The 20,215-nt window shown below is 30.3% G+C and carries 19 protein-coding genes; 9 read left to right on the forward strand and 10 right to left on the reverse strand.

The annotated features are described in order from the left end of the window. Positions 1-70 precede the first annotated feature (70 nt). The 4 genes from JOP69_RS09665 to surE all read right to left on the reverse strand — a co-directional run bounded on the left by JOP69_RS09665 (position 71) and on the right by surE (position 2,794). On the reverse strand, positions 71-553 hold the full coding sequence (locus JOP69_RS09665) for a C40 family peptidase (RefSeq protein ID WP_252191097.1): 483 nt from the start codon (positions 551-553) through the stop codon (positions 71-73). Between the two features lies 1 nt (position 554). Further along, positions 555-1,670, reverse strand: a complete 1,116-nt coding sequence (gene lpxB, locus JOP69_RS09670) for a lipid-A-disaccharide synthase (RefSeq protein ID WP_203394747.1) — start codon at positions 1,668-1,670, stop codon at positions 555-557. 78 nt (positions 1,671-1,748) lie between these two features. After that, positions 1,749-2,036, reverse strand: a complete 288-nt coding sequence (locus tag JOP69_RS09675) for a hypothetical protein (RefSeq protein ID WP_165733801.1) — start codon at positions 2,034-2,036, stop codon at positions 1,749-1,751. Further along, positions 2,024-2,794 carry a 5'/3'-nucleotidase SurE gene (gene surE, locus JOP69_RS09680; RefSeq protein ID WP_203394748.1) on the reverse strand — a complete coding sequence of 257 codons (771 nt, stop codon included), beginning with the start codon at positions 2,792-2,794 and terminating at the stop codon, positions 2,024-2,026. The genes JOP69_RS09675 and surE overlap by 13 nt, the downstream gene beginning before the upstream one ends. A gap of 355 nt (positions 2,795-3,149) precedes the next feature. On the opposite strand from surE, the gene JOP69_RS09685 reads away from it, so the two are divergent. After that, entirely contained in the window at positions 3,150-5,279 is a 2,130-nt protein-coding gene (locus JOP69_RS09685; protein ID WP_203394749.1) for a carboxy terminal-processing peptidase, read from the forward strand. A 78-nt stretch (positions 5,280-5,357) separates the two neighbouring features. After that, positions 5,358-5,804: a thioesterase family protein gene (locus JOP69_RS09690; protein ID WP_203394750.1), complete on the forward strand. Its 447-nt coding sequence runs from the start codon at positions 5,358-5,360 to the stop codon at positions 5,802-5,804. A 211-nt stretch (positions 5,805-6,015) separates the two neighbouring features. Here the strand turns inward: JOP69_RS09690 and JOP69_RS09695 are convergent, their stop codons facing one another. Next, positions 6,016-7,644, reverse strand: coding sequence for a sodium/sugar symporter (locus tag JOP69_RS09695; RefSeq protein ID WP_203394751.1), 1,629 nt, complete (start codon positions 7,642-7,644; stop codon positions 6,016-6,018). A 318-nt stretch (positions 7,645-7,962) separates the two neighbouring features. On the opposite strand from JOP69_RS09695, the gene JOP69_RS09700 reads away from it, so the two are divergent. From JOP69_RS09700 to JOP69_RS09720, 5 genes are all read left to right on the forward strand, one after another. Then, positions 7,963-8,955 carry a GntR family transcriptional regulator gene (locus JOP69_RS09700; protein ID WP_203394752.1) on the forward strand — a complete coding sequence of 331 codons (993 nt, stop codon included), beginning with the start codon at positions 7,963-7,965 and terminating at the stop codon, positions 8,953-8,955. Positions 8,956-8,962: 7 nt separating this feature from the next. Next, the gene (locus JOP69_RS09705; RefSeq protein ID WP_203394753.1) at positions 8,963-9,853 is read left to right on the forward strand and encodes an aldose 1-epimerase; all 891 of its coding nucleotides are present in this window, start codon (positions 8,963-8,965) and stop codon (positions 9,851-9,853) included. Positions 9,854-9,864: 11 nt separating this feature from the next. Then, positions 9,865-11,016: a galactokinase gene (gene galK / locus JOP69_RS09710; protein WP_203394754.1), complete on the forward strand. Its 1,152-nt coding sequence runs from the start codon at positions 9,865-9,867 to the stop codon at positions 11,014-11,016. A gap of 15 nt (positions 11,017-11,031) precedes the next feature. Beyond that, positions 11,032-12,054 carry a UDP-glucose--hexose-1-phosphate uridylyltransferase gene (locus JOP69_RS09715; protein ID WP_203394755.1) on the forward strand — a complete coding sequence of 341 codons (1,023 nt, stop codon included), beginning with the start codon at positions 11,032-11,034 and terminating at the stop codon, positions 12,052-12,054. 505 nt (positions 12,055-12,559) lie between these two features. Then, the gene (locus tag JOP69_RS09720; protein WP_203394756.1) at positions 12,560-13,444 is read left to right on the forward strand and encodes an endonuclease/exonuclease/phosphatase family protein; all 885 of its coding nucleotides are present in this window, start codon (positions 12,560-12,562) and stop codon (positions 13,442-13,444) included. Between the two features lie 471 nt (positions 13,445-13,915). On the opposite strand, the gene JOP69_RS09725 is transcribed toward JOP69_RS09720, so the two are convergent. After that, on the reverse strand, positions 13,916-14,584 hold the full coding sequence (locus JOP69_RS09725) for a response regulator (RefSeq protein WP_203394757.1): 669 nt from the start codon (positions 14,582-14,584) through the stop codon (positions 13,916-13,918). A gap of 197 nt (positions 14,585-14,781) precedes the next feature. Here JOP69_RS09725 and JOP69_RS09730 point away from each other — a divergent pair, with 197 nt between their 5' ends. Together JOP69_RS09730 and JOP69_RS09735 are read left to right on the forward strand one after the other, a co-directional pair. Further along, the gene (locus tag JOP69_RS09730) at positions 14,782-15,978 is read left to right on the forward strand and encodes an Ig-like domain-containing protein (protein WP_203394758.1); all 1,197 of its coding nucleotides are present in this window, start codon (positions 14,782-14,784) and stop codon (positions 15,976-15,978) included. Positions 15,979-15,985: 7 nt separating this feature from the next. After that, complete coding sequence (locus JOP69_RS09735) at positions 15,986-16,846, forward strand: hypothetical protein (protein WP_203394759.1); 861 nt, start codon at positions 15,986-15,988, stop codon at positions 16,844-16,846. Between the two features lie 184 nt (positions 16,847-17,030). On the opposite strand, the gene JOP69_RS09740 is transcribed toward JOP69_RS09735, so the two are convergent. From JOP69_RS09740 to JOP69_RS09755, 4 genes are all read right to left on the reverse strand, one after another. Continuing rightward, a complete protein-coding gene (locus JOP69_RS09740) occupies positions 17,031-18,191 on the reverse strand; it encodes an alanine--glyoxylate aminotransferase family protein (RefSeq protein ID WP_203394760.1) in 1,161 nt (386 codons plus the stop codon). A gap of 127 nt (positions 18,192-18,318) precedes the next feature. Next, entirely contained in the window at positions 18,319-18,813 is a 495-nt protein-coding gene (locus JOP69_RS09745; protein WP_203394761.1) for a PPC domain-containing DNA-binding protein, read from the reverse strand. Positions 18,814-18,839: 26 nt separating this feature from the next. Continuing rightward, positions 18,840-19,130 (reverse strand): putative quinol monooxygenase, encoded by a 291-nt coding sequence (locus JOP69_RS09750; protein WP_203394762.1) that lies wholly within the window; start codon positions 19,128-19,130, stop codon positions 18,840-18,842. 126 nt (positions 19,131-19,256) lie between these two features. Continuing rightward, complete coding sequence (locus JOP69_RS09755) at positions 19,257-19,973, reverse strand: metallophosphoesterase family protein (protein ID WP_203394763.1); 717 nt, start codon at positions 19,971-19,973, stop codon at positions 19,257-19,259. Positions 19,974-20,215: the final 242 nt, after the last annotated feature.

Consider the following 20,215-nt stretch of genomic DNA (forward strand, 5'->3'; position numbering starts at 1 on the left):
TGCAAGGGTATGTAATTGTACAACCTTTTCATAGCAAGTTAAAGTTACTAAAAAAAACGTTAACTACTAATTATAAGATTGTTGTTGCTTTTACGAAGGCATTTTTCCAGTATTTTTCTGACAATGCAGAAACAATTACTCCTCTAGAAGTAGTGGCATGCACAAACTTAATTTGTCTTTTTATATGAGAAACCACCAAACCAACATGATTGATATCTCCTCGTCTATTTTTTTTTGTTTTAAAGAATAATAAATCCCCTTTTTTAACTTTACTAAGAGCAATTTTCTGTCCTCTTTTCGCCATATCTCTAGAAATTCTAGGCAATTGTACGTTTTCGCTATCAAAAGCAACATACACTATTCCAGAGCAATCCATTCCTCTGTTAGTAATTCCTCCAAATTTATATCGAACACCTTTATACTCTAATGCATTAGCTACTATTCTATCTACTTTAGTTGTTGGTTTAGGTGTTTTTTTTACAACACTTTTAGTGGATGAGCAAGAACTCATTATCAATGAAAAAACCACCATTAAAAACATTACTTTTTTCAAACTAACTCTTTTTAAAATCGTTTACAATAGCTTTAGCTACTTTTTCTGAAGCTCCTTTTCCTCCCAATTTCTTTTCTAATTCAAAATACTCTAAAAACAATTTTTCTCGATATTCATCATCTAAAATCTTTGTCAATTCTATTTTTAAATTCTTCTTATTAAAATCATTCTGAATCAACTCTTTTACCACTTCTCTATCCATGATTAAATTCACCAAAGAAATAAATTTTAAGGTGATGATTCTTTTGGCTATCTGATAAGAAATATTTCCACCTTTGTAACAAACCACTTGCGGCACTTTAAATAAGGCGGTTTCTAAAGTTGCTGTACCAGACCCAACAATTGCAACATAAGAAACACTTAACAAATCATAGGTTTTATTACTGATAAAAGCCACCTTTCTGTTACCTATAATATTTTGATAGAAACTTAAATCTTGACTTGGCGCACCTGCAATTACAAACTGATACTTAGAAAAATCATCTATTAAAGACAACATTACAGACAACATTTTGGTGATTTCTTGCTTTCTACTACCCGGTAATAGTGCTATAATTGGTTTATCCGTTAAGTTGTACTCTTTTCTAAAATCAATTTCACTTACTTGTTTTCTACCTGCAATTCCATCAATTAAAGGGTGCCCAACAAACTCAACATTATAATCGTATTTTTTATAAAACTCCTTTTCAAAAGGAAGAATTACAAACATTTTATCGATATCTCTTTTAATGTCTTTTACCCTGCTTGCTCTACTTGCCCACACTTGTGGAGAAATATAATAATTAGTTTTAAAACCTTGCTCTTTTGCCCATTTTGCAACGCGTAAATTAAAGCCAGAATTATCAATCAAAATAAGGACATCTGGATTAAATTGAGCAATGTCTTTTTTACAAAACTTAATAAATCCTAGTACTTTAGAAAGGTTCATAATCACCTCAAAGAAGCCCATAAAAGCGCGCTCTTTATAATGGCTTACCAATGTTCCGCCAACATTTTGCATTAAATCTCCACCCCAAAACCGAATGTCTGCATTTGCATCTTCTTTATACAATGCTTTCATTAGGTTAGAACCATGTAAGTCGCCCGAAGCTTCACCAGCAATAATGTAATATTTCATAGTATTAAATTGTCAGGTCGAGCGCAGTCGAGACCTTAATAAAACCTCTCGACTGCGCTCGAGGAGCCATTATCTCTATTAGAAAAATTTTAAAACCAAAGTAGTTAATGCAATTAAAATAGTTGCTAACAAAACTCCTTTTGCTTTGTTATCTTGTTTCTTTTTGATAAAAATAAAGAAGACAAATAAATTAGGAATTGCTGCCAAAGACAACACTTTTCCGTATAATTCTCCTTCTTTAATTAAATCGATAGTTTCATAAAATCCGAATTTTGAAATATATTCTAAATATAAGAATATGCCTCCAAAAGTGGCAAATAACGAAACCAAGACTCCTATTAAAATATGTTTTTTTACAGTTCCCAAGCGTTTAATTTTTGAATCATGTGATGTGCCGTCATATCAAACTGAACAGGCACAACAGAAACATACCCATTTTCTAAGGCATAAAGATCTGTATCTTGGCCTTTATCTTTATTTACAAACTCACCAGAAAGCCAGTAATATTCTTTACCCATTGGATTTTTTCGTTTATCAAAAATCTCTTTCCAATACCCATTTGCTTGTCTACAAATTTTAACACCTTTTATTTCTTCTTTTTTTAATTTTGGAATATTTACGTTTAACACAATACCTTCTGGTATACCGTTTAACAAAGCATTTAATGTAATATTTTTTATATATTCTTCCGCTGGTTTAAAATCGGCATGCCATTTAAAATCTAATAAAGAAAAACCAATTGCTGGTATTCCTTCTATTCCTGCTTCTATTGCAGCACTCATAGTACCAGAGTAAATAACACTAATGGACGCATTAGAACCATGGTTAATACCAGAAACACATAAATCTGGTTTTCTATTTAAAATTTCATTCACCGCCATTTTTACACAATCTGCAGGCGTACCAGAACAAGTATATTCTAATTGCGGGCCCTCATCAACCGTAATTGCATTGCAGGTTAAAACATTATCTACCGTAATTGCGTGTCCCATTCCACTTTGTGGACTATCAGGTGCAACTACAACAACTTCACCAATTTTATTCATTATTCCAATTAAAGCTCTTAAACCAGGAGCTGTAATTCCATCATCATTTGTAAGTAAAATTAAAGGCTTGTCTTGCATCTTTTTAGTTTGATTTTCTGAATTTAAAATTCAAAATTTGAGGTAGTTTTCAATTTAAATATTGAACTTTAAATTTCGAATTATTTTAAGCAAAGATAATTGATTTTATTACGATTTCCTTTTTAACATTTTGTAAAGAATAAATTTTCTCTTTTTTATGTAATATTGTAGTATACAAAGCTGTATTTTAAAGTTAAAGAATAATAAATTAAGACAAAATGTTATTTCTGAATAGGACTTAAAACGTTCTAAAAAACAGCAAGGTAATTGCATACTCAATAATTTTGGCATTATTTTAGTAGTTTAGCAAAGCACAAGGAGTAATATCAGCATTAAAACAACGACAAAAGACAACATGAAAACTAAATATAAAATCACCACCTTTTTATTAGCAATGCTATTATTTGCAACTAGTTTACAAGCAAACGCTGCTAATATAGGCACAAAATCAGATCCTGAAAAAGATAAAATTTTAATTTATATTCTTAGAAATATCCTTACCAGAAGTCATTTTGTAGTTAAAGATATGAATGATGATTTTTCTGAATATGTATTTACCGAATTTATTGATGGCTTAGACCCAAATAAAAGATATTTTACACAACAAGACATTAAAGATTTTTCTAAATATAAATATGATATAGATAATCAACTTTTAAAAGAAGATATTTCTTTTTACAACTTGGTATATGAACGTTTTTCTAACAAGATTAAAAATGCAAAATCTTACTATGGTAGTTTATTAGAACACCCTTTTAACTTTAAGAAAAAAGAAACGATAGATGTAGATTACGAAAAAGTTCCGTTTGCTAAAAACGAAAACGAACTGATTGACTATTGGCGCAAACAACTTAAATTAAGCACTTTAATTAGAATTGAAGCTAAATTAGAAAAACAAAAAGCAGACGTACTCAAAGACAAAAACTTTAAAACTAAAAGCTTTGACGAGTTAGAAAAAGAAGCGCGTGCAGAAGTTCTTAAAAACATGGACGATTTATATGTTAGAATTGAAGAATTAGAGCATGAAGACTGGTTTTCTACTTTTTTAAACACTGTTGTTGGTGCTTTTGACCCGCATACAACGTATATGGCGCCAAGTATAAAAGAACGTTTTGACCAAGATATGTCTGGTAAATTAGAAGGAATTGGAGCTCGTTTGGTAAAAAAAGGTATTTATACAGAAATTTTTGAATTAGTCTCTGGAGGTCCTGCATGGAAAGAAGGAAACTTAGAACCTGGTGATATTATTTTAGAAGTTGCACAAGGATCTAAAGAACCTTTAGATATTGTAGGTATGCGTTTAGATGACGCCATTAAATTTATAAAAGGTAAAAAAGGTACTGAAGTGAGATTGACGGTTAAGAAAAAACTAGACGGTTCTACCAAAGTAATTTCTATTACTAGAGATGTTGTAGAACTAGAAGAAACTTTTGTAAAATCTAGCATTGTAGAAAAAGATGGTAAGAAATTCGGAATTATAGATTTACCTAAATTTTATATAGATTTTGATGAACAAAACTATAGAGACTCCGCAAAAGACATGGAGAAAGAAATTGCACGATTAAAAAGCGAAGGAGTTACTGGTTTAATTGTAGATTTAAGAAATAATGGAGGTGGTTCTTTAAAAACAGCCATTGAAATTAGCGGGTTGTTTATAAACGAAGGCCCAATTGTACAGGTAAAATATAGAGGTGAAGACCCAATCATAAAAAAAGATATTGATCCTAAAATTCAATGGGATGGTGCTGTAGTTGTCCTTGTAAATGAATTTTCTGCCTCTGCATCAGAAATTTTTGCAGCTGCAATGCAAGATTATAAAAGAGCGGTTATAATGGGTGGAAACCAAACATATGGTAAAGGAACAGTACAAAGTGTGTTACCTATTAATCAATTTACAAAATACGATAAAGATTTAGGAGCTTTAAAAATGACCATTCAAAAATTCTACAGAATTAATGGCGGTTCTACTCAAATTGAAGGTGTATATTCTGATATTGCAATGCCAGACAGATATAGTTATATGAAATTTGGTGAAAGAGATCTAGATAATGCATTAGTTTGGGACAAAGTAAAACAAGCAGATTATGTACAAACAAATTCTTATGAAAACTTTTCTGATGTAATTAATAAAAGCAAACAAAGAATTGCTGCCGATTCTAAGTTTAAGTTGATAAATGAATATGCAAAATGGTTAAAACAGAAGCAAGATGACACTTCATACTCTCTAAATTACAAACTATTTGATGAAGTAAATGTTGCGAATGAAAAAGATGCCGAAAAATTCAAATCTGTTTTTGATTATAAATCAGATTTAACTTTTAATTCTCCTACTTATGAACTTTCATTAATTAAAAAAGATACAGCATTAGCCGATAAAAGAATAGCATGGCATAAAAACCTTTCTAAAGATGTATATGTTTTTGAAGCTATAAATGTTTTAAGTGAACTAAAAATGAATCCAAAAAACGAAATAGTAAAACAATAATTACCAAATATTAAATAACTACAAGCCTGATAATATTATCTAATGTTATCAGGTTTATGGTTTAAAAAAAGAGCTAACATGAGTTTTAAAGTAACATTTCACACTAAATGGTCAGACTTTGACCCAAACAGACACATGCGCCATACAGCGTATAATGATTATGCTGCAGAAGTAAGAGTTCGGTATTTTAGAGATCAAAATTTTTCTATAGAAGAATTTACAAGACATAATATTGGTCCTATTTTATTTACCGAAGAAACCTCCTTTAGAAAAGAAATTCATTTAGGAGAAAATATCACCGTAGATTTAAAACTATCTGGTTTATCTAAAAACGGAGAACGATGGAAAATTACACATCAGGTTTTTAATGAAGCTGGCCAACTTTCCGCAGTTATAAAAGTGTATGGAGCTTGGATAGATTTAACAAAACGAAAACTAACTACGCCTCCAGAAGAAGCGAAACATTTGTTTGATATTGCAGAAAAAAGTGATGCCTTTGAAGAAATAGTTCTAACAAGAAACTAATCGTTTAAATCTTGTCATGCAGAACTTGTTTCTGCAGCTTATTTTCTTAATCAGCTATCAACTAAAATAATTTATAAAAAAAATCGTCTAAATTTCTTTAGACGATTTTTTATGTTAATCAGAATTTATTTCAGTAAACTTAGATACTGAAACAAGTTTAGTATAACAAGGATGTACTTTTTAGACAACCTTATTACCTATTGCTAATTTCTTACCAGAATAAACAATATAGCACAGTTACTAAAATACAAACGGCAATAGAACCTAAGTTAAACAACGGTGTAGTTTTAAATAAATCTGTTCCAAAATCAATCCCTTTAGGATCATCCTTCCCTTTGTTTTGAATATTACTCATTACCATAATGATAATAAGCGTTAAGACAGCTGTAATTCCCATTTGATGCATCCAAGGCTCAAATGCTGCTATTGGAATGAATTTTAAGGCTAATGCAATTGGAATAGATAAAATGGCTCCCCAAATAGCTGCATTATTCGTTGTTTTCTTATAAAACAAACCTAAGATAAATACCGCTAAAATACCTGGACTTACAATACCTGTGTATTCTTGAATAAATTGAAATGCTTGATCGATACCCCCTAAAAGTGGAGCCACAATAACAGCAATTATTAAAGCAACTGCTGCAGAAATTCTTCCCACATTTACTGTTGTTTTATCATCTGCATTTTTGTTGATATATTGCTTATAAATATCCATTGTAAAAATGGTAGATGTAGAGTTTAACATAGAAGCTAAAGAAGAAACAATTGCAGCAGCTAAAGCAGCAAAAGCAACACCTTTAAGACCTGTAGGTAAAAATTGCAACAACCAAGGATACGCTTTATCTGCTTGTCCGGCAGAAGGCATGTTTAACTGACCTACTGATCCTAAATTAGCCATAATAGACGGATCATTCACCATTACATAAGCCGCAATTCCAGGAATTACAACAATTAAAGGAATAATTAATTTTAAAAATGCAGCTAACAAAATACCTTTCTGAGATTCTTTTAAAGATTTAGCGGCTAAAGTTCTTTGAATAATATATTGATTGAAACCCCAATAATATAAGTTGGCAACCCATAAACCACCAACTAATACCCAAATACCAGGTAAGTTTACATAGTTATCATTAGATTCATCCAATATCATATGAAACTTTTCTGGTGCTGCATCCAATACTTTAGAAAAACCAGCCAACATTCCTTCTCCTCCAGAAACCGTATTTAAAGCTAAATAAGTAGTTACCAAACCACCTAACACTAAAAAGACTACTTGTATAACATCTGTCCATGCTACGGCAGATAAACCACCATATAAAGAGTATGCAGCTGCAAATAGTGCCAAACCAATAATGGCATACATCATATCTACACCCATAATGGTTTCAATAGCTAATCCTCCTAAATATAAAACAGAAGCAAGATTAACAAATATGTATAAACCTAACCAAAATACGGCTAAGATTGTTTTAAGGTTGGTAGAAAAACGTTTTTCAACAAATTCAGGAATGGTATACAATCCTTTTTCTATAAAAATAGGTAAGAAATATTTACCAACAATTATTAACGTTAAGGCTGCCATCCACTCGTAAGATGCAATTGCAATACCTAAAGCAAAACCAGAACCAGACATTCCTATAAATTGCTCTGCAGAAATATTTGCTGCAATTAAAGAAGTACCAATTGCCCACCAAGGCAAAGATTTACTTGCTAAGAAGTAATCTTCTGCATTTTTTTGGTGTCCCTTCTTATCTCGAGATACCCATAAACCTACACCTAAAATTAAAATGGCATACGCAATGAAGACTACATAGTCCCACATTTCAAATCCTGCTTTCATAATTGTTATTTTTGTTTAGTTAATTATTTAATATGTAAATATTGATTTTTTCTTTTTAAAAAATGTTTACATCCGTAAATTAAATGTCTTTTTTAGTAAAAAGATGAAACAAATAGCTTTTTTACTAACTCAAATGTTGGTTTTCTACAAATAAGACGTTTATCTGCACCTTTTAAGAGATAATTTAGAAAAAATCACGAACAAAGATGGAAAAAATAATATTATTTTCAATACTAAAATCAATAAAATATTAAAAAAAAACATACTAGACCCTACTAGTTGGTTAGTATATAAAAAAGTTATAAATTTGTTGTACTCATGATTTCTATAAAAAACAAATCTGGCATTCCTAAATACAAGCAAATAATTATTGCTATAGAAAATGCTATTTCTAATAGTTCTTTAAAAAAAGGAGATCAACTTCCATCAATTAATACATTAAAAAGCGAAAACAAGTTATCTAGAGATACCGTTTTAATGGCTTTTAATGAATTAAAAAATAGAGGCATTATAGAATCTATTGTTGGCAAAGGGTATTATGTTTTAAATGAAGACATCAATGTTCTACAAAAAATATTTTTACTTTTTGATGAATTAAATTCATTTAAAGAAGATTTATATAATTCATTTTTAAAAAATCTAGACGAAACTATTCAAGTAGATATTTTCTTTCATCATTTTAATGAAACTATTTTTCAGAAACTAATAAAAGACAATGCTGGTGCTTATAATTATTACATAATTATGCCGGCAAATTTTAGAGATACTTTTAAAACTGTTCAACTTTTACCCAAAGAAAAAGTATACATTTTAGATCAAGTACCCAAAGATCTCAAAGATTATCCATCCATATATCAAAATTTCGAAAATACTATCTATGATAATTTAAATAAAGCATTAAAATTTATTTCAAAATATAGCAAAATAAATCTTATCTTTTCAGAGCAAAAACAACCTAGAGGTATACTTAAAGGATTTACACGCTTCTGCGAACAAAACACAATACCTTTTAAAGTATTAAGTAAAGTAAAAACAGCTCCCTTAATAAAAGGAGAACTCTACGTATTGCTAGATGATATAAGCCTACTTAGAATTATCAAGAAAATGAAGAGTCAGAATATGACTTTAGTGAATGATATTGGCGTAATTTCTTATAATGACACGTTATTAAAAGAAATAGTTGAAGGAGGCATTACAACCATTACTACAGACTTTAATGAAATGGGGAAAAGATTGGCTAAAATGATTTTGAACAAAGAACAGGGAAAAATAGAAAACCCGAATAAATTAATTATTAGAAACTCAATTTAACAACACATTGTATACTATAAACCAAAACACCGAAAAAAATACTTTAGAAGTAACAAATACTGAAAACACCGTTTTTGGTAAAATTTACCTAAATAAAGGAGCTAGTTTGCAAGAATTAACCTTAGGCGGAAATGCCATCATTCAAGATTTGAATCCATTAACATACGATTCTACATTTGCATCCTCCATTTTATTTCCGTTTGCAAACAGAATTAAAGATGGAAAATATTCTTTTAACAATGAAGATTTTCAACTAGAAAAAAATCAAGAAGAAGAGCAAAATGCACTACATGGTTTTGTGTATAATAAAACTTTTAAAGTAATTGATAAAAAAGTATCCGCAGATACCGCAAAAATAACTTTAGAATATATTGAAAAAACACGAAACGCTGGTTTTCCGTATACGTATGCTATTCAAGTAACTTATACTTTTACAAACGATGGTTTAGATTTGACTCTTGCCGTTAAAAACACCGACACTAAAGTTTTTCCATTTACTTTAGGATGGCATCCCTATTTTATCAGTGATAATTTAGCGGAAAGTTCATTAAATTTTGATTGTGATCAAAAATTAATTATTGGAGATAGAAATATTACTACCGGATCAGAAGATGTAAAGTCAATGATCAATTTAGCTATTGAAAATAAACAATTAGATGATTGCTGGGGATTAAATTCTGACAAAGTTACATTTAAGACTCCTAAATATCAATTAAATTTTCAATCATCGGGTAAAGACATTTATTTACAAACATACACTCCACCAAGATTAAATACGATAGCTATTGAGCCTACAACAGGTGTTTCTAATAGCTTTAATAATAAAATTGGCTTACAAACATTAAAACCTCACGAAAAATATTCCATTGTTTGGAAAATAAACATAATTAACAATTAACTAAGCAAATTATGAGTGCAACACTAATTAAGGATGTCAAAGATACATTCATCAAAAAATTTAAAACGGAACCTTTATTAATTTTTTCTCCTGGAAGAATAAATATTATTGGAGAACACACAGATTATAATGATGGTTTTGTTTTTCCTGCAGCTGTAAATAAAGGAATTGCAGCAGCTATTCAAAAAAGTGATTCTGGCTGCTCTACAGCCATCGCTTTAGATTTAGACAGTACCATAAAATTTGAATTAGATAAAATAAAACCGTCTAAGGAAGGTAGTTGGGAAAACTATGTTTTTGGTGTTGTAGCAGAAATACAAAATAAAAACAAAGTAATTGGCGATTTTAACATTGTGTTTAAAGGAAATATTCCTGGTGGAGCTGGTATGTCTTCTTCTGCAGCTTTAGAAAATAGTGTTGTTTTTGGTTTAAATGAATTGTTTGATTTAGGGTTAACCAAACACGAAATGATTTTAATATCACAAAAAGCAGAGCATAATTATGTGGGTGTAAATTGTGGTATTATGGACCAATATGCAAGTATGTTCGGTATTAAAGACCATGCATTACATTTAGATTGTAGAACTGTAGAATCTAAGCCTTATAAAATAGATTTCGAAAATCATCAATTAATGTTGATAAACACCAACGTTAAACACAGTTTATCTGACAGTGCCTATAACGACAGACGTTCTGCTTGCGAAAGCGTTTCTGAATTATTAAACATAAAAGCTTTAAGAGACGCTACTGAAGCAGATCTAGAAACGATTGTAGACAAAGTTACGCCTGCTAATTATCAAAAGGCATTATTTGTAATTCAAGAAAATAATAGAACTATAAAAGCTGCACATGCTATTGAAAATAATGATTTAGAATTGTTAGGTTCATTAATTTACCAATCTCACGAAGGTTTATCTAACCAATACAAAGTGAGTTGTGATGAATTAGACTTTTTAGTTGCACAAGCAAAGAAAAACAAACACGTTCTTGGGGCAAGAATGATGGGTGGAGGTTTTGGTGGTTGTACCATTAATTTAATTGACAAAAGCGAAGCAAAAGCATTTGCTGAAACGGCAGCCAAAGCTTATAAAAATAAATTTAACAACGAATGTTCAGTCTATTTTATTGAACTTTCTGAAGGAACACATATCGTAAAACAATAATTACAACACAAGAAAATGAGCAATACAAATTTACAAGATTATTCGCACAAGCGATTTAATATTCTTACAGGAGAATGGGTGTTAGTTTCACCACATAGAGCTAAAAGACCTTGGCAAGGACAAAATGAAGCTGTTAATAACGAAAAAAGACCAACACATGACGATTCTTGTTATTTGTGTGCTGGAAACACTAGAATTAACGGAGAAGTAAACCCAGATTATAAAGATGTTTTTGTTTTTACAAACGATTTTGCTGCATTACAAAATGATTCGCCAACGTTTAGTGTAAACGACGGACTTTTAAAAGCACAAAGTGAAACGGGTATTTGTAAGGTAATTTGTTTTAGCCCGGATCACTCAAAAAGTTTGGCTGATATGTCTGCAACGGAAATTCAAAAGGTTGTTTTTGCATGGCAAAAAGAATTTAAAGAATTGTCTGAAAACCCTAACATTAACTACGTTCAAATATTTGAGAACAAAGGTGCAGTAATGGGTTGTAGTAATCCGCATCCTCACGGTCAAATTTGGAGTCAATCTTCTTTACCTAATGAAGTTGATAAAAAAAATACACAACAATTAAACTACTACAATAACAATAACAGTAGTTTATTGGGCGATTATTTAGCGCAAGAATTAGAAAAACAAGAACGTATTATTTTTGAAAATGATGGTTTTGTTGTTTTAGTTCCTTTCTGGGCTATTTGGCCTTTCGAAGCTATGATTGTTCCTAAAAGACCTTTGGCTAACATCTTAGAAATGACGGAAGCAGAAACGTTACAATACGGAGAAGCAATTTCTGTATTAACAAAAGCATACGATAAGATTTTTAATACTTCTTTTCCATATTCTAGCGGAATTCATCAAGCGCCAACAGATGGTAATGAAAACAAACATTGGCATTTCCACATGAGTTTTTATCCACCTTTATTAAGAAGCGCATCTGTAAAGAAATTTATGGTAGGTTACGAAATGTTTGGAACCCCACAAAGAGATATTACGGCAGAACAAGCGGTAAAAATGATCAAAGACTGTTTGTAGCATTTACAAACTTATAGAAATTTAAAAAGCTTCTCGTTATGAGAAGCTTTTTGCTTTTACCCAATAAATATGATCTCTTATACTCACAATTTTAATCAATAAATCAACGATTAAAAAAATATTTATACACAGGTTTTACTATCCTTGGCCACCTAAGAAATTTAAAAACTTCCCTCTCTAATTTAGAATCCAACTATTTTATAAATAAATATTATATGCTAATTTCAGTAAACAAGCATGAAAATTAAAAAACTACAATCTTTTAACTATAGGCCTAAAACCTATGGCATCTCTTTCTTATTAATATTTAATATATTTTTAAATACGTATACAAATTTAGAAAGGCTTTCATTTTGGGTATTCTTATTGTTTTGGCAACTAAGAACTGATACACACAAGTGGTATTCATGAGTTTTCCATTTCTTATGATTTTGAAATAAACATTAGAGCATTAGATAGATATAAATGTGTACCTTTTTTCTAAATTTGAAAAAAAATACACCTTATGAGAAATAACTTGTTTTTATGTTTGATTATATTGTTTTACAGTTTTACAAACCCATATAATTCCGACAAAGAAAATAATAAAAACAAGGATACTGCAGTAGAAAGAAACTCAGAGAAAAAGACAACTTTAAAAATTCTTACATGGAATATTCAAAACCTAGGAAGAACAAAAAATAATGAAGAGCTAAATTTTATAGCTAATACCATAAAAAACTACGATGTAATTGCTATTCAAGAAGTTGTTGCCAAAGATCCAAAAGGTGCGCAGGCAGTTGCTAAAATTGTAAGTGCGTTAAATAGATTAGGTAACAAATGGAATTACACTATAAGCAACCCAACCAAAAGTCCCTCTAGTTATATAAGCGAACGTTATGCCTACATTTGGAAAACTTCTAAATTAAGACTTGTAAAAAAAGCTACTTTAGACGTTTCTTTAGAAAACATAATTGAAAGAGAACCCTACTTAGCAAAATTTGAAATCAAAAAAAGTAACACCACTTTTTATTTCATCAATATACATGCTCGTATTTACAATAAACATCCAGAAATGGAAATAGCACATTTTAAAAAATATCCTAAAAAACTAGAAACGGACCATCTTTTTATTTTAGGCGATTTTAACTTGAATGAAAAGCATAATGTATGGAATCCACTCTACAAAATGGGCTTTAAGCCTGCCATAAAAAATACGGCAACCACCTTAAAAAAGAAATGTAAAAACGGCAACTACACAAACCATGCTATTGATAATATTTACTATAATGCCAATAAAGTTAATGCAATAAATACTGGAGTTGTAGATTTTGTAGACAATTGCAACAACTTAATAAATGCCAGAATGATTTCTGATCATTTACCAGTATTTTTAGAATTTAATATCTAGTAAGTTTATTTATAATTTAATACCAATAAACTCACTAATTTGAAGATTTCTATCATTTAGTATCCTTTTCAGTACTAATTTATTTTATATAGAAAAACAACTCCAAATGAAATAATTTAATCATTCAAATAATACTCCCCAACACTATCTCGAATAAAAAATCATAATAAATGAAGTTGTAATAAATTTATTTAAATAACAATTTATTTCTAAATCACTCTACTCTACCTCAACCCCCTTATTCAATATAATTATCGGCTTCAAAAAATGATCTAAATCATTCAAAAAACCTAAGAAACAAACAAAAAAAAACATTCCTAAAAAAAGCCTTACGAAAATCCGTAAGGCCTGGTATTAGCATTCTTTCCTTTTCAATAGGTTCTTTTTAGAACTACTTTTCAAAAGTATACTAATAAAACCATAAAATATTACGGGTTTCCGTAATCGGCTTTATTTGTTTTAATTATTTTCTTAAATCAATCCAAAATATTTAGCTATAGCCACTAAGTGTGCTGGATTATTGGCATTAAAATGTTCTTTTAAAAATCTTAATCTTTTTTCTATAGCACTCGTACTAGAAGGAGAAATCTCTTTTTCTTTTAACTTTTTACTAATATCTTCCTGAAGTAGTCCTTTAGAGAGTTCTTCAATCAAAAAGACATCGAAAGCTGTAATTTCTACTGCTTGCTTGGACTGTATTGCACTATTTAAACCGGGTGAAATATAAAACTGTTTTGACGTTGAAATTGTATGAATTGCTTTCTTTAATTCTTTTAATCCATTTCTGTTCTTCCAAACATACCCATCTATTTTTAGGTTCTTATATAAATGCTGAATTATATACGGTTTGTCCTCAATAGAAAAAACAATAATTTTTAAATCTAAAAATTCATTGCTAATTTTCTCTATCAATTCTTCTCCAGATTTTAATTCTTGTGGAGTTCCATCATTTTCAAAAGACAAATCAGAAATAATTAAATCGTAAGGCTCATTGTTTAAAGAAGCACTTTTAATTTTAGCATACGCTTCATCACAATAAGAAATAGAATCTATTTCTTGAACTCCAATTTCTTTTAATGCCATTTTAATTCCGTTATTAATAACATCAAAATCTTCTGCAACTAGAACTTTTTTAAACATTTTTATCTTTTAAAATGAAAAGTTACTTTAAAACTTATCACTAATTTAATTTCAAATTTAATTTATCATTTTATAGTTTTTATACGGGTTTCCATATTCTTAACTACTTTTTTAAAAAAAAGTCGACTATTCTAGTGATGGTTGTAAACAATCATTTTTTTCTACGACCAAGTTTTTAGAATTTAAAAATAACACTAATGAGATATTTACAATTTATTCTATTCCTTTCACTCACTTTTAATAGCTGTATTGAAGATGATATTATCGCAGACAACCAAATAGAAATATTAAGTTTTAACAATACAATCACAGAACTTGGTATAAAAAACACACATCTATACAGCACTAAATACACCAATAATATTGGAGAAGTAACAACTCCTAAAATTAATTGGGATAGCAGCAATTCTAACATTATATCTGTTTCTAACGCTGGATTACTTACAGCACTATCCATTGGAGAATCTGTAATTACAGCTTCTGTAACAAACGAAAATGGAAGTATTATTACAAACGAAAACAATATAGAAGTTATAGCTGTTGATAAAAAACTAACAATAGATAATGTTATTGAAGAAATAATTATTTCTAACACACACCAATACACTGCATCTTTTACAAATGAACTTGGAGAGATCGAAGATTTAAAAACGTCATGGAATAGCTCTAACCCCTCTATTATTACAGTTTCTAACGAGGGCTTAATTACTGCGCTTAGTGAAGGTTCAGCAACCGTTACAGCAAGTATTACAACAGCAAACGGAGAAATAATTAACACAGAAGATACCGTAACGGTAGTAAATATAAACGAACGTATAAGTATTAACAACCCAATAGAAGAGTTAAACATTAACAATACTCATCAGTATACCACAACATACACAAACAGTAGTGGAGAAACAGAGAACACTACTATAACTTGGCAAAGTTCTAACACAAACGTAATAACTGTTACTAATACGGGGTTAATAACTGCAATTGCACCGGGAGAAGCTGTTATTACTGCAACAGTAAGTTCTTCTAATAATACGCTTACAATACAAGATACAGTAACCGTTATTGGCAATACAACTCAAGAAAAAACAGGAACGTTAAAAACATCTAGCAGTTATGAACTTAAAGGAGGTTTTACTTTAAAAGAAATACCAAATACTAATGATTTAGAATTAACAATTGATGAAAACTACAAAGCATCAGACAGACTACCTGGTTTATATTTATACTTTACCAATAATATTAATACAGTAGCAAATGCTAAAGAAATAGAAAAAGTTACTGTTTTTAAAGGAGCCCATACATACATTATAAAAAATACAGGTATTAATGATTTTTCGCATTTATTATATTGGTGCAAACCCTTTGGTGTAGATGTAGGAAATGGAGAAATTAAATAAAGGAAATATGAAAAAGCATATAATTACATTACTTTTAATAGTATTAGCAAGTAACATTGGTTTTGCGCAATGGACTAAAGGAAAAGGAAAGGGATATTACAAACTTGCAGGTTGGCAATTACAGTATGATGAGCATTATACAGATACAGGAGCAAAAGACCCTAATAGAACTAGAACTTTATTTAACACTAGTTTGTATGCAGAATATGGGGTAGGTAATAAGTTTGATGTTATTGCATACGTACCGTTCTTTGCTAGCTCTTCTCAAAACAATCAAATTTCAGGAACCACAGGAGAAACTATTAGCCAAGGAGAAACTATCAATTCATTTGGAGATGTAGATTTAGGTTTTAGATATGGTTTATACAAAAAAGGAAATTGGGCTGCTGATATAAAACTAATATTAGGCTTACCAACAGGTGATAATAATGGTGGTAGCGATGGTAGTTTTCAAAACGGAGATGGAGAGTTTAATCAGATTATATCATCATCTCTAGGTTATTCTACATCTTATAAAGACAAACCTGTTTATTTAAAATCTTATTTAGGGTACAACAATAGAAGTGAAGGTTTTTCTGATGAATTTAGAACTGGCTTAGAAGCAGGAATCAATTTAATAAACAATAAGCTATGGCTTATTACAAGATTAAATGTTGTAAAATCTTTTAAAAACGGGTCGTTAAATGCTACCAATAGTAATGGAAGTATTTTTGCAAATGATATTGAATACAGTAGTTTTGGTTTTGAAACGGCTTACTATATTACTAAAAAACTAGGCGTTTCACTTGGCTTCGATTCTGCTTTTTCTGGTAGAATAATAGCCGCTAGCCCTTCTTTCTCTGGAGGAATATTCTTAGACATAAAATAATTCTACATCATTTTAAGGAATTAAGGAAAACCAAAATATCTATTTATTTTGGTTTTCCTTTTTTTAAAATAGATGCTCTATTAACACAATTATCATTGAGTAAGATAAAATTAAAAACTTTCACACTTAAATTATTTCTACCTTAAATAGGTATAATGACAATGTAATGGTTTCTTTATTCTAGTTAGAAGTATTTCAATATTTGAGCTGTTCCTAATCCTAATTCATGTGAATACCCATTGTTCTTCAACGCTGATTCAATGGCTCCAACCGTTGCGAGTAAATCATTCTTGTTTACCGACCCCATGTGTCCAATTCTAAAATAACTATTTTTTAATTGAGGCAAAAGACCTCCAGCCAGTATAACTCCTTCTTGATTTACGGCCTTTAAAAAAGAGGCTGTGTCCATTTGGTTTGGATATAAAGGCGCTGATAAGGTATTTGCAGAAACTTGTTCGTTTTTTGATAATAAGTCTAAGCCTAAAGCTTTGATTGCAGCTCGCATGGCTTTTCCTGCTCTTCTGTGTCGGTCGAAACGACTGTCTAAACCTTCCTTTAAAATGAGTTGTAAACTTTTTTCTAGAGCAATTACAAGATTAACGGCAGGTGTTCCAAAATATGAGGCTTGTCTATTTTCATAAGCTTTCATTATTGGTAACCAATTAGTCCAATCTCCATAGTAATTAGCAACAGGACTTGTTCGTTGTTCAAATGTTTGCATCGCATTTTTAGAAGCAACTAAAAGAGCAAGTCCTGGAGGAACTCCTATTGCTTTTTGGGAAGCTGTAAGTACAACATCAATTCCCCAATCTTCTTGTTTAATTTCTTCGCCCGCAACAGAGCAAACACCGTCAAGAATGGTTAATACGTTGTACTTTTTACCTAAAGCACCAATACTTTTAGCATCATTTAAAACAGCTGTTGATGTGTCAACGTGTGTAAAGGTTAAAAGTTTATAGCTTTTAGATTTTAGTTGTTGTTCTATAAGCTCTAAGGGTACAATGTTACCTACTTCAGCTTCAAGAATATCTACTTGAGCTCCATATCGTTTTAAGATTTCGGCATAACGTAAACCAAAGTAGCCTGTAGATATTACAAGTGCTTTATCACCGGTTTCTATTAGGTTTACAGCAGCCATATCCATAGCAAGCGTACCTGTTCCTGCCACTATAAATGCCTGACCAGATGGGCATTTCCAAACCTCTTTCATTAGTTTTAAACTATTGGCAAAGAGGTCTATAAAACCCGGGGAAACATGGCTAGGAGTTGGTACTGCCATACATTGCATAACTTCACTTTCAAATTCTATTGGACCAGGTATCATTAATAATTTTCTCGATTTCATCTATTGCGTTTTATAGTTTCCCAACTGTTTTATTCTGTTTTTTAACGATTTATAATCACTGAAATACTAGTAATCTACTGAGGCAGTAATTTGTCTATATTTATTACCGATTTTCTTTTCTATACTTCTAAAACTTATACAAGTTTAAACCGGTGTCCTCATCAGAATAACGATTAACGGTTCCTTCAAAACTTTCTATAACAAATTCTCCAGCTCCATTAATTTTAGCTGTAAGTAAGTGTCCTGCTAATGCTGTGTAATCACCTCGTCCAAGTGTTACATGCATGTGTATGTAATGCTTATCATTTTGTTGAGATATATTACCTGTTATGTTGGTAATTTCCATTTGTTCGGTGAAAGTTTTATCTACAAATTTTTTAGTAGCTGGATCCAAAATTCTTAATGTAGCTTCATTTACAGCTCCAAGACCAGAAATTGTTCCTGCTTTTATATCTAGCTTTTTCACAAATGCAGTGATTGCTTTTGTAATTTCAGAATGGTTTTGAATACTTACAACATACGTGTTACCAAACTGCTTGTAAGTGTAAAGTTTAGAGTTTGATTGTGAGTTTGCTAAAAAAGATACTGTAAGACAGAATACTATTAAAATTGAACGTTTCATTTTGTATAAAATTTTAAATTATAAAACTAATAAGACTCTCTTATTATATCTATTGTTAAACTATCAGCCTTATTCCCTAGTTCGGTCTTTAATAATAAAAAATGTTCTGTTTGGTTATGAAAGTCAATCGCTTCCTGTGATTTCCATACTTCCAAAATTATAACCTTTGAGCTGTTATTAATATCTTCATGTAATATATAGGAGATATTACCTTCCTCTTTCCGTGTTGCATCAGTTACGGTTTGCAACATATTTAAAACATCTTCCTTAAATCCGGGTTTTACAATAATTGTAGCTATAATTTTTAATTTGCTCATAATAAATAGTAGTAAAATTAATTTTTAAAATATACTTTCTTTTTTGATACTAGACCATTGGCCTAAAATTAAATAACTCGTATTTAATCGTTTAACTTTTTTATTTTATATAAAAACCGGTAGCGATTAGTGAAAGAAGCGTTTTATTACGTTTTGCATAGTGTTAGAAAATCGTTTTAGTTTTCCTTTTTTTATTTGTCCCTTTTCATTCGCTTTTAAAAACTCACCTGTTTCAACGTTCAAACAAGTCAACCACATGCCACCGTGTGCGAAAGTATCAATACAAATAGTATGACCAAAATCGGCTATTTCTCCATTTTTACGAGCAGTATGTCCGCAAATTACAGTTTTTCCTAGATTATAAATTACAGGGGTTTCATATTTCTTATGAAATAAATGATGCTCATTCTGTACGTCTAGATGCTTATTGCTTTCAAGGCCCGCATGAACGAAAATGAACTCTTCTATTTCCAAATATGGCAAGCAAGAATCGATAAAGTCCCAATACTTTTTATCTACGTGGTTCATCCAGTTTAGGTTATCTGCCATTTTATACGAATATAAAGTATGGAAGCCTCCATAATTTTGGACCCATTCAGCATATTTTTGTGGTGAAGATTTGGCAGCTGTCATCATTATTTCATGATTACCAAGTATAAATTCAAAGTCGAATACTTTTCTTTTTTCTAATAACCAATCCAGTACTCCCTTACTGTCAGCTCCTTTATCAACATAGTCTCCCAGAAAAACTACTTTATCTTGCTCTTTAATTATGCCTTGTTGAAAAATGGTTTTTAAAGCATTTAGACAACCATGTATGTCTCCAATTGCGTAAATAGCCATAGTTATTTGTTGTTTTATTAAAGTCTTAAGTCCATATGTTTGTTTGTGAAATCTTAGTTTTTTTTATGTCTTATTTACGACTTAAAAATAGATCTTATATAACTATTTACGACTATCAAAAACATAGTAAGTTACTTTTGATGTATTCTTCAACTTATCTTCTAACAGGAGATATAAATCTTACATAGGATAAATTTCTATTTTAAAAGATTTCCTAACTTTCGGTACTAGTTGTTTGTATC

The organism is Polaribacter sp. Q13, assembly GCF_016858305.2.
Classification (GTDB): Bacteria; Bacteroidota; Bacteroidia; order Flavobacteriales; family Flavobacteriaceae; genus Polaribacter.